The 10,073-nt window shown below is 30.9% G+C and carries 11 protein-coding genes, 1 tRNA gene and 2 pseudogenes; 12 read left to right on the forward strand and 2 right to left on the reverse strand.

Annotated elements, in window-relative coordinates:
• Window positions 1-42 precede the first annotated feature (42 nt).
• The gene (locus SPD53_RS06215; RefSeq protein ID WP_232334469.1) at window positions 43-360 is read right to left on the reverse strand and encodes a KGG domain-containing protein; all 318 of its coding nucleotides are present in this window, start codon (window positions 358-360) and stop codon (window positions 43-45) included.
• Window positions 361-1,063: 703 nt separating this feature from the next.
• On the opposite strand from SPD53_RS06215, the gene SPD53_RS06220 reads away from it, so the two are divergent.
• From SPD53_RS06220 to SPD53_RS06230, 3 genes are all read left to right on the forward strand, one after another.
• Window positions 1,064-1,261, forward strand: coding sequence for a histidine phosphatase family protein (locus SPD53_RS06220; protein WP_336251975.1), 198 nt, complete (start codon window positions 1,064-1,066; stop codon window positions 1,259-1,261).
• An 81-nt stretch (window positions 1,262-1,342) separates the two neighbouring features.
• The gene (locus tag SPD53_RS06225; protein WP_336251976.1) at window positions 1,343-1,639 is read left to right on the forward strand and encodes a hypothetical protein; all 297 of its coding nucleotides are present in this window, start codon (window positions 1,343-1,345) and stop codon (window positions 1,637-1,639) included.
• 158 nt (window positions 1,640-1,797) lie between these two features.
• Window positions 1,798-2,250, forward strand: coding sequence for a GNAT family N-acetyltransferase (locus SPD53_RS06230; RefSeq protein ID WP_336251977.1), 453 nt, complete (start codon window positions 1,798-1,800; stop codon window positions 2,248-2,250).
• Between the two features lie 88 nt (window positions 2,251-2,338).
• Here SPD53_RS06230 and SPD53_RS06235 read toward each other — a convergent pair.
• Window positions 2,339-2,410: transfer RNA gene (locus SPD53_RS06235), tRNA-Ala, on the reverse strand.
• A 608-nt stretch (window positions 2,411-3,018) separates the two neighbouring features.
• Here SPD53_RS06235 and SPD53_RS06240 point away from each other — a divergent pair.
• From SPD53_RS06240 to SPD53_RS06275, 9 genes and pseudogenes are all read left to right on the forward strand, one after another.
• The gene (locus SPD53_RS06240) at window positions 3,019-3,339 is read left to right on the forward strand and encodes a DUF4870 domain-containing protein (RefSeq protein ID WP_370459744.1); all 321 of its coding nucleotides are present in this window, start codon (window positions 3,019-3,021) and stop codon (window positions 3,337-3,339) included.
• A gap of 468 nt (window positions 3,340-3,807) precedes the next feature.
• The gene (locus tag SPD53_RS06245) at window positions 3,808-4,302 is read left to right on the forward strand and encodes a hypothetical protein (RefSeq protein WP_336251978.1); all 495 of its coding nucleotides are present in this window, start codon (window positions 3,808-3,810) and stop codon (window positions 4,300-4,302) included.
• A 924-nt stretch (window positions 4,303-5,226) separates the two neighbouring features.
• Window positions 5,227-5,907 carry a CPBP family intramembrane glutamic endopeptidase gene (locus tag SPD53_RS06250; RefSeq protein ID WP_336251979.1) on the forward strand — a complete coding sequence of 227 codons (681 nt, stop codon included), beginning with the start codon at window positions 5,227-5,229 and terminating at the stop codon, window positions 5,905-5,907.
• A gap of 17 nt (window positions 5,908-5,924) precedes the next feature.
• Window positions 5,925-6,371, forward strand: a complete 447-nt coding sequence (locus SPD53_RS06255) for a hypothetical protein (RefSeq protein WP_336251980.1) — start codon at window positions 5,925-5,927, stop codon at window positions 6,369-6,371.
• 463 nt (window positions 6,372-6,834) lie between these two features.
• On the forward strand, window positions 6,835-6,984 hold the full coding sequence (locus tag SPD53_RS06260) for a hypothetical protein (RefSeq protein WP_336251981.1): 150 nt from the start codon (window positions 6,835-6,837) through the stop codon (window positions 6,982-6,984).
• Between the two features lie 316 nt (window positions 6,985-7,300).
• Window positions 7,301-7,696 (forward strand): annotated as a pseudogene (tnpA, locus tag SPD53_RS06265) (IS200/IS605 family transposase).
• A gap of 162 nt (window positions 7,697-7,858) precedes the next feature.
• Window positions 7,859-7,970, forward strand: a pseudogene (locus SPD53_RS19790) (IS3-like element IS655 family transposase); the annotation flags it as partial.
• 135 nt (window positions 7,971-8,105) lie between these two features.
• Entirely contained in the window at window positions 8,106-8,891 is a 786-nt protein-coding gene (locus SPD53_RS06270; RefSeq protein WP_336251982.1) for a SagB/ThcOx family dehydrogenase, read from the forward strand.
• Between the two features lie 8 nt (window positions 8,892-8,899).
• Window positions 8,900-10,073 (forward strand): ABC transporter ATP-binding protein (locus SPD53_RS06275; RefSeq protein ID WP_336251983.1); only part of this gene is annotated, 1,174 nt, incomplete at its 3' end.

Consider the following 10,073-nt stretch of genomic DNA (forward strand, 5'->3'; position numbering starts at 1 on the left):
CGGCCAATAGTGGCCGCCTTTGTATATCAACAAAGCAATTATTTAATTATCGTTTCGTTTATTTGCCCTAGCTCTTCCGCCTTTACGTCCAGCTTCTTCTTGACTCATTTTATTGGAATTGTTAGTGGACTGATTTGCTCTTGCCTCTCCACCCTTGTGACCAATTTCTTCATAGAAATCCTCGTCATGATTTCTTGCAGTGGCTTCTCCACCTTTTTGGCCAATCTCTTGGTAAAACTCTTTATCATGAGTCTCGGCAGTGGTTTCTCCACCTTTTTGACCGATCTCTTGATAAAACTCTTTGTCATGATTTCTTGAAGTAGCTTCTCCGCCTTTACGACCAGCTTCCTCAACCGTCATCTTCTTATTGTTCTGATTTTCTTTACGTGCCACTTTAAATACCTCCTTGGTAGTATTTTTACGTGCAGTAACTGCCGTAAAGTAGGGAAATTCATTTCCCATCAGCAATATTTTCTTGCTTACAGGATGCATTCCCGTTCAAGTCTATACTAAACATAGGATTGAGATTGTTATATTTTTGTAAAGAAAAGACATCAGACTTTAAAATGAAAAGGGGTTAGTTGGCAATTTAGAGTAAATAGTAACTTGTGTCTAGTAAAAGAAGATTTTAAAAAGCTGATTTCCTAAAGTCGGTCATGATGTAGATCCAAGAACACAACTAAGAAATTAAGAATTAATCGGTTTATTTATAAAAATGAGAAGGGGGAATGATGAATGGAGATCTCACAATACTTTTAGATATTGATTGTTCTAACTACGAAATTCTCGCCCCTTCTCAAAAACATGAAAGATTAGATTTTGATAATAATGGACTTAATTAAAGGATCTTAATTTCTGGATATTCCTGTCCCTTGTGGATTTTAACTTCATTTAAATATGTTAAAATAGACTAAAGATTAATTCAAAAAGCTTTTTGTTCAACAATCAGTTCATCTAATAGAGGAAGCTTTTCAACACATAAGGTAATGAGAAGGATATTGATCACTAAGAGGGAATTAATAGAAGTAGGGTGTTTAAAAAATGTTATATAAGTGGTGATTAAGTGGAGTTGATATTTATTCGTCATGGTCAAGGAGAACATACACTAGATATACCAAACAGTTTACACATAAAAAATCCTGCATTAACAGCAAAAGGAATAAATCAAGCGAAGGTGTTAAGGAAAAAGTTCCCCTTAACGGATGAGGATATTATATTTATTAGTCCTATTAGAAGAACGCTGGAAACTGCACTAATTTGAGCTTGGAATATTAATTGTCGTAAGATTGTAAGTCCATTAGTATCCCCACGAATATTTCCTATCCGCCCAAACGGAAAAACATTGCCTTGTGATACTATAATTGATTTAGAAACAATCAAAAAAGGTTATCCGAATCTTGAAATTGATATGAATGTTCCTCCTGATTTGTGGCCCGATGGTATAAATACTATGCCCGATCGTCAATTCAATAAAATTGCGGTAAAATTTATTGCAAATTTGAAGTTGTTAAAAAAGGATAAGATTTATATAGTTTCACACGATGGTACTATTACTGCTTACCGCCAATTGATTTCTGGCCAAAGTTTATCCAGAAGAGACTTTCTAAATGAAACAGGGTGGTTTCAAATTAAATGTTGAAGAATATAAATATCCATTGTAATGTCTATTCCCTAAGAATGATTTTCAAGAATTGGGAGTGATTGCAAAACAAACCTTTTCGAGAAAAGGGCCAGATTGTAGTATAAACTGCTGATAATAAAAATTGCTAAAAAAATTTCAGTAAATGGGGAATAGCCTTGATTAAAAAGATAGATATAACCAATCCAGAGGTTTCAAAAGAAGTATTAAACATTCAAATACCTTCATACAACGTGGAGGCAAAAATAATTGACTTTTATGATATACCGCCTTTAAAGGACACCGTGCAGTCGTTACAACAATGTGGGGAGACTTTCTTTGGTTATTACTTAAATAAAGAGTTATGCGGAGTTATTTCTATAAAAACAGACGGTAGGATAATCGATATACACCGATTAATGGTGCATCCTAAACATTTCAGGAAGGGAATTGCTGAGAAGTTATTAAATTTTATCGAGGTCGAATTGGAAAAATTTGAAGCAATAGTAGTATCAACTGGAACCCAAAATGCACCGGCAGTAGCCTTCTATTTGAAAAACGGATTCTTAAAGACAGAAGAAATACAGATAACGGAGTTCCTATCTCTGACTACCTTCAAAAAACAAAAATAATTAATAAAATGAGGCTCTACAACGCTTTTTAAAGTTAAAAAACACTCTTCCATTCTGTAATAGAATAAGTAAGAGTGTTTTTATGTAGTGGAGCTGACGGGATTTGAACCCGTGACCCCTTGTCTGCCAGACAAGTATTCTCCCGCTGAACTACAGCCCCATTTTAAAACTTTAAATAGATGAAATTTGCAAAGCAATATTATTATATAACAATGATAGGGTAAAAGCAAGTTTTAAAGAAAATAGAGAAGATATTTGAAATAATAGACCCTTAATAAAGGGGTTTATTTTCTTGGTTATTCCTATTATCCCGTGGATTAAAAATTCATTTCCTTAATGTGCATATGAAATTTATTAACGAAATAGGGAACCCCACCATATTCAACAATATAAATCCCTAGTTCACATCCACCGAAATATGGTTATGGAAGTGTAGTCACTTTTGGTTTATTTATCGCTTATGATGTTTTAAACCCAACTTTTATTAGAGAACATAAAACCCACACTTAGTAAACTCACTCCTTGACCCCTTAGAATAAATCGGTTATTCTAAAGGCAGAATATGGTTAGGCGAAGGAAATCTCTCGCCTTAGGATTTTGGGATTCTTACTTTGCTGAGTGAGAGTCTTTTTAGTGTCTTGGGTACATTTTTAAAAGCTATCGCCTAGTTTAGGTCTAAACGCAATAGATTTATTGGTGATATTTCTGACCATATTTTAGTTGCCAAAGTTCAAATTGCTTATCTATTAATTAAGAAATCAGGTGATTATGATAGAAGAAAATAAATTATTATCAGCATTGTGTTATTGGAGTATCTTTTTTGCACCCATCTTGTTTCCAATCATTGTTTGGATTCTCGGAAATGAAACAACTAAACTACATGCGAAAAAAGCACTTTGGACACATATAATTCCAGCGATTGCATCACTTATTGCTATTCTTGTTCTTGCTGCCTTGGGATTAGGGTTATCAGAACCAACTGGGGCATTTTATATTGCAACCATCATCGCCGTAGTCATATGCTTCCTTATTGATGTATACTACTTTATTTGGAATATTATTAAAGGGATAAAAGTAATTACGTATTAGGGCTCCAATATTAAGAAGTTTATCCAACCTAAACGGGCAGTGAGACTCCCGGTTCAAGTACGAGGAAGGTAGGTGGGAGATTAACTGCCCGTAAAGGACCGATAAGTGCGACTAACCATCAGTGGAGGATGAAGGCTTCCCACTGAAGTCGTCTTTATGAAGAACACTCTTGCTTATTCTATAGTTGAATAAGCAAGAGTGTTCTTTTGTTTGGTTAAGAATGACGCCTAGGGGCTCGAACCCCTGGGCCTCTTCACAGCCAGTGAATCACTTTCCCAAACTGGATGTTTTCACTCCCATCATAATTATGAGACTCTACAACGCTTTAATGGACCTTGTGAAGGCGTTTGGAATATATGGTAAAATGAGTTATAAATATTGTGAAAAAAGTACTTGAACTAACGGGCAGAAGAGTTTAAGAAGGAACTTTTATTAGAATGTTATCGTCTTATAAAAGGGGGGAAGTAATTGAAGTCATTACTAATGCTTGTTGCTTGCTTATTTTTGCTGGGGGCGTGTAGTTCCAATCTAGGAGGGAGTAATCTCCCTAAAGAAATACCTGAAGACTTTAACTTTGTTTTAAATTATGGCTACGAGGCAAGAGACATTATAAACACATATGAAAATACCTATACCAAAAACATGATTTCGAATGATGATAAAACGGTAGAAATGAAATTTTCAGATGAGGAAATGCAAACAATTTACGAGGAAATGAAAGAGGCTGACATATTGAATTCAGCAGAAAGTGCTTCTAAATCTCAATGTGCGGATCCTCATGAAGTAAACAAACTTAAAATTACAATGAATGGCGAAATTTATCAAAGAGAATGGATTACATCCGATTGTGACAAAGTACCTGATAATAAATTAAAAAACTTCGTAGAATTTGTACACCGAGAGATTATTATGATAAAAGAAGAGTACAATGAATTACCGGAACCTTCAGGTGGTTATGATTGAACCTTAATTGCTTTGTAAATATAATTAATTTTTAGAACTCTTAAACTTAAAACGATTGGGTGCTTTACTTCAGAATTAATGCCTTTTTATTAAAGTAAAGAAATCATTGTTTTAAAGGAAATAACAATTATCAAAATACAGCCGACCTGTAATGTATTAGAATTAAGAAACTGATTAAATGTTATATTGGAAAAGAAGATTGACTGAACAAATTAGAGGAAACGTATGGTCAAGTTTTTTATCGGCTTTTCTCTTGTCCTCCTCTATCTTTTTTTATATAAATTTCAAATATACAAGCTGGAAGACCCTCCAATGAGATATGAACTTTCTAATTATTATAGCTATGTATTTTTTTTCGGTGGGTACCTTTTCATTTTGTTTTTCTTGATCGCTAATTTAATGACAATTCTGACTATGCATATAAAGAATGTTTGGTTGAGATTATTTCTTTGCTTACTGGTATGGGATTAGCTCCCATTTTATTTCCTAGATTCAGTCCTAATAAATCTGATCCTTTTTCATATATAAGTATATTATCTCTTTTAATTATATTTAGTATGTTATTAATAGGCATCCTTAAAGAATAAAACAAAAACCGAGCTGCCAATGAAGGTAGCTCAATATTTGTTGAACTTAGGTAAATAAACTGTTATCGTGATCACTAAAAATGCGTAGAGCGAAAAACACTTGACGGTGACTTCCTCTTTTGTATATAGTGTATTACATGAAAAGGATTTTCCTCTGTAGCGACTGTAATAATCTATCTAAAACTCTAAGAAGACTACGTACATAAAGTTCCTATAATTGACTTTATCATTGAGAAGAGAAATTAGGGGATTGATCCAGCTAGACAAAGAACTTAAATAATATTGATAGCGCTGCCAAAGGGAAGAAAAATTAGATTATTAAAAAACGAGGTGTGCGATGTATATTAAAAAACTTGGAGAAGGTGTTTCAACAACTTCTTTATTTTTATATTTAATTGCCGTAGTAATCATTTTTAGTTTAGGAGACATTTTAAATACATCTTATTACTTATATCCAAATAATTTTAAAATAATTTCAGCATTTATTATTATTTTAATTAGCTTCCTTTATAAACCAATTAGAAAAATGTATGTGAGAGTATTGGATTTTTCAGTAATGAAAAAAATGTCTACTTATATGTGGATTACAGTGGCTTATTTCCTTTTTTATTATCTGAACCATATTTTTTTCAAATATGGATTTTTTATGAATGAGCTGTTAGTTGATAATTATAATTTAGGAATCAGATATACGTTTATCTCTTTTCAAGAATTTCTATTATATTTGTTAACATCTTGTATATTATTTCCTGTTTGGGAAGAGTTAGTTAATAGAGTTTGTATAATCATTTTCTTGTCTAGATTTATTCCTATTTGGTCGGGAGTAATCGTTCAGTCAGTTATTTTTGCTCTACTGCATATCGACAAGCCGGTTCTAGTTGTTTTTTTTGCACTTATTTCTTTTTTCCTTTGGTATAAAACTAAATCTATTATCCCATCTATTATACTTCATAGCTTATATAACTTGCATGGAGGCTTATTAACTTTTTATAATTTTGATTTTGTACCAAGGTGGTAATCAGATAAAGTTAAGGAGTGATTTTTATTTATTATCTTACGAAAATAGTAGTAGTAGGGGCTTTTATAACTTTGGTGGTTTTCATTGCTTTCTTATGGGATTATATTGCAGGTAAATTAGAGAAAAACAGAGTGAAAATTAAAGCAGGAAAAATGATAACTGTATTGATAACAATGATCGTCCAACTATTATTAGTTTTGACGATAACTGTAATATATCATTTAACTTTTATCGATACCCTTTTTGTAACATGTTTCTTAATATTATGCATAACATGGATTTTTTCTTATTTTGGTAATTATAGTCAAAATAATCAAAGAATATCAGATAAGTATCAAGGAGGTAGTGACTATAGAGTTAAAGTTTTTCAGTTAAGGCTTAATCCAGTTCTACTAGGTGTTTATTTGTTTTCTATTATTGGAATATTATTTGGGTTTTTATACTATGCTCATTATTTTATTTGAAATCTTGATTGGCTATCTCCTAATTAAAATAGGAATTATATGTGCTTTTTTTGTGGAATGTAATTGATTTGATTTTCTTATAAAGAAATCATCTTTCTCCTCAATATTTCGAAGCCAAATATAACTTGGTTTTCTATAAGAAAGTTTTTTAATAACGACTGACTTGTAAAAGTGTACGTTTACTATTAATTTGTTCTAATTTGAATGAGTACATTTAGGCAAAATACAATAAATACTTGCTTATAAAATATTGAATCACTTTTGCGCAGTGTACCTTTAAAAACCAAATCGAATAGGTTATATAATAATTGAAATTTTTTCAGTCTACTTAAATAACTTTTAACGAGGTTGATTATTCAAACACTATATACTTATTCACTAACTGTAAGATTCTTGGAATTATGAAAAGTCTTTACAAATAGTAATCAGAATACTATAATAAAGGAAGGAGGAGGTGAGAATAATGGAAGAACTTGATTTAGTTTTAGAAGAAAGTGGAGAAGATACAGCATCAACATTTTCAAATTCAGCGCCTGATCTTGGTGGAAACTGCGGATGTGCAAGCAATTGTGGTGGTTGTACTTGTGTTGATAGCACATGTTGTCCTAGGTAAATATATTTATTTTGGTTGAAAGATAGTAATGATGCTAGGAGCAGATAGTATTTTGGCATAATTTTAATTGGTAGAGGGAGGAGAATTTAATGTTATGCCTCATCCATTTCCTTAAAACGAATAGGTTACACTTGGTTAGACAGAGTATTTAAGGCTATCGGTGGAAAATCAGTAGTAATACCCAAGAGAACATGAAGAACATACTCAATAGAGTTTAGTTTCCAAATACGTAGTCTAACTCAACGGTCTTTAGACGGTATCCGCTTTTAGCCTTATCATTTGATGTCCATACTAAGGGTACGAGGTGAAGAAAAGTATGGACGGATATAAGAAGAATAGTCACGCAGTCTACGATATCAAGTACCATGTTATCTGGGTAACAAAATATAGATTAAGGTGTTAAGCGGTAACTAGACAAGGTTGTGAAACAAGAGGTATAACAATCTTGCAAGGATGTGTAGGTAAAGATCATATTTATTTATTGATATTGTGTCCGCCACGTCTTGCCCCATGTAAAATAATGCAATATCTAAAAGGAAGATCATCGAGACTTCTGCAAGATCAATTTTCAGATTTGAAAATGAAGTATTGGGGTCAGCATTTATGGGCAAGAGGTTATTTCTGTGCAACCGTTGGAAATGTAAATGAAGAAACAATTAAAAATTATATCGCAAACCAATTTAGTGAAGAAAAGAACGACATATTTAGTTAGGATTGAAGATTGAGTTCATTCAAATTTGAAGTAAGAGCTTTGAACAGGACTTCAGCCTGAAGAATGACTTTAGTCATCTACATTTATGTCCAAATCCACCTGCTTTAACCGGTGGTGCTAAAGCTGATATTACATGTTTTGTTCCATTGCGGAAAATACGATGAAAATGATATTTTAAAGTAAGCCGCGCTGATCAAGGGACCAGAAAGTAGGCGTGATCTGTAATAATCGACACAAATACTCGGTATCAGCAATGTGCGATTTCCTACAAATTCTTTGAAGTACGTTTAAAACTAGCATAATGGAATCCTTAAATGATACCGCTTTCTCCAGTCGAGAAGAGCTGTATTTCGAATTAGTTGGCTATGTTAAATGGGTTAATAATATTTATTATGAGAAGGAGAATAAAATGACTACTAATAAAAATAATAGGAATTATAATATCAACCTTTTTATTGAAAACACTAAGTTAAATCCTAGTTCTTATATAAATTTACACATAGATCATTCAAATGATTTTTTAGATAAAAGTGAAATTTATTGGCTAGAAGAATACGATGTGAAGCCAGATTATGGCTTACTAAATGATTCATTGGATAGATGCATTAGCAACAGACATTCGACTGTTCAATTTTTATATCAAGATTATATTGAGAAAGAATACCTTTATAATTTGCTTTACTTTACACTTTCTGAACAGAAGAATAAAAAGCCTGTGCCTTCAGCAGGAGGAAAATACTCAATTGACTTATATATTTTTGTATTTAACGTTATAGATCTTGAAAATGGTATTTATAAATTTAATCAAGATGAAAATCAATTAATGCTTTTAAGAAAAGGTGACTTTAGGGAGAAATTAAAAAAATGTCTACTTCCTAATGAACATATTGATAGGGTGTCGTTTTTAATCGTTAGCGTAGGAAATATAGATAAAACAACTTATAAATATAAAGATAGGGGTTATAAACTTTTATATTTAGATTGTGGCCACATTTCTCAGAATTTTTATTTGTTATCTAGCTCAATGGGGTTAGGTTGCCGTCCATGGTTTGGTTTTTTTGATGATGATTTTTCTGATTTGTTAAAGTTAGAGGAGAATAGAAAAGTACTGCTAACCCATTTTTTTGGCAACGAGGATAACACTGCAAATGGTTATTTTTATGATGGTGAGAATATTAGCGATTTTTTAAAGTAGGGTAGTATATGAAAAATAAAAATACTATTTTTTTGACTAAACATTATTTATTACAGAAAAACAAAATAATTCTTTTTACAGTTTTATCAATCTCTATATCTATATTTAATTTATTCATACCATTGGTTGTAAGTGAATTTGTTAATACTATGTTAGCAGAAAAAATATTTAATTTTACTTATTCCCAACTTATGTACCTTTCACTTATAATTTTACTGTATCTATTATTTCAGTTTTTAAAAAGTTACCTAGACACAAATATTATTGCAACCTCTAATAAAATATTGAGAAAAAAACTGATTTCAAAGTTATATCGTTTAGATTTGAATAAAAATAAAAATAGTTACAATATTAATCAAATTATTAATTCTGATGTTCCTATTGTTCAAACCTTTTATAATAAAGTGTTCATAAACATAATAAAAGATATTTTAACAATAATTGGTATTATAATTATAATCTTACTTTTTAGTATAAAGCTATTCATTTTTTTTATTATTGTTTCAGGTGTGTATTATATGATGTATAGAATTATAGGAAATAAGATATATAATTTAAATAAAGAAATGATTCATCAAAGAGATTTATTATCGAACCGTATTGAATTTCTTAATAACAATATTCTTTCAGCAAAGTGTTTTTATGAAAATTCATCGAACGATAAAAGTATAAAAAAACGAATATCCCTAATTTCAAAAATTTTGAATAAAAATGGTCTTTTTTCAGCTCTATCCATCGTGATGAATAGTTCTATATACTATATAGTAATAATAGTGCTTTTTGCGTATGGAGGATATGAAGTTTCAAGAGGAAATTTAACTATTGGAGCTGTTTTTTCAATCTTTTTATATTTAAATATGGCATTGAACCCTACTAAAAATTTATCAAATTTGTTTGTAATGCTCAAATCTAATATGACAAATATAGAACGAGTAAGAGAATTTTTTGAACTTATAGAAGAAGATACGGAGAGAAATTTATCTAATAAAAGATTACCAGAAATAAGTAATGGTAAAGTCTTGTTAAAAGATTGTGAAGTTTACTTGCAAAATAGATTTAATAGCGGACTAAATTTCACTTTTGAAAGAGGAAGATTAAATAAGATTAACGGGTATAATGGTATAGGAAAAACTAGACTGTTATTGAGTATCCTAAAATTAAATAGTTCAACAAATATATTTA

Origin of the sequence: Oceanobacillus sp. MO10714A, from assembly GCF_037072045.1 — a bacterium.
Classification (GTDB): domain Bacteria; phylum Bacillota; class Bacilli; order Bacillales; family Amphibacillaceae; genus Oceanobacillus; species Oceanobacillus indicireducens.

What these genes read in the sequence shown, in the direction of transcription:
- SPD53_RS06215 (WP_232334469.1), bottom strand. Translation starts at nt 360, where the DNA reads ATGACGGTTGAGGAAGCTGGTCGTAAAGGCGGAGAAGCTACTTCAAGA.
- SPD53_RS06240 (WP_370459744.1), top strand. Translation starts at nt 3,019, where the DNA reads ATGATAGAAGAAAATAAATTATTATCAGCATTGTGTTATTGGAGTATC.
- SPD53_RS06250 (WP_336251979.1), top strand. Translation starts at nt 5,227, where the DNA reads ATGTATATTAAAAAACTTGGAGAAGGTGTTTCAACAACTTCTTTATTT.
- SPD53_RS06260 (WP_336251981.1), top strand. Translation starts at nt 6,835, where the DNA reads ATGGAAGAACTTGATTTAGTTTTAGAAGAAAGTGGAGAAGATACAGCA.
- SPD53_RS06270 (WP_336251982.1), top strand. Translation starts at nt 8,106, where the DNA reads ATGACTACTAATAAAAATAATAGGAATTATAATATCAACCTTTTTATT.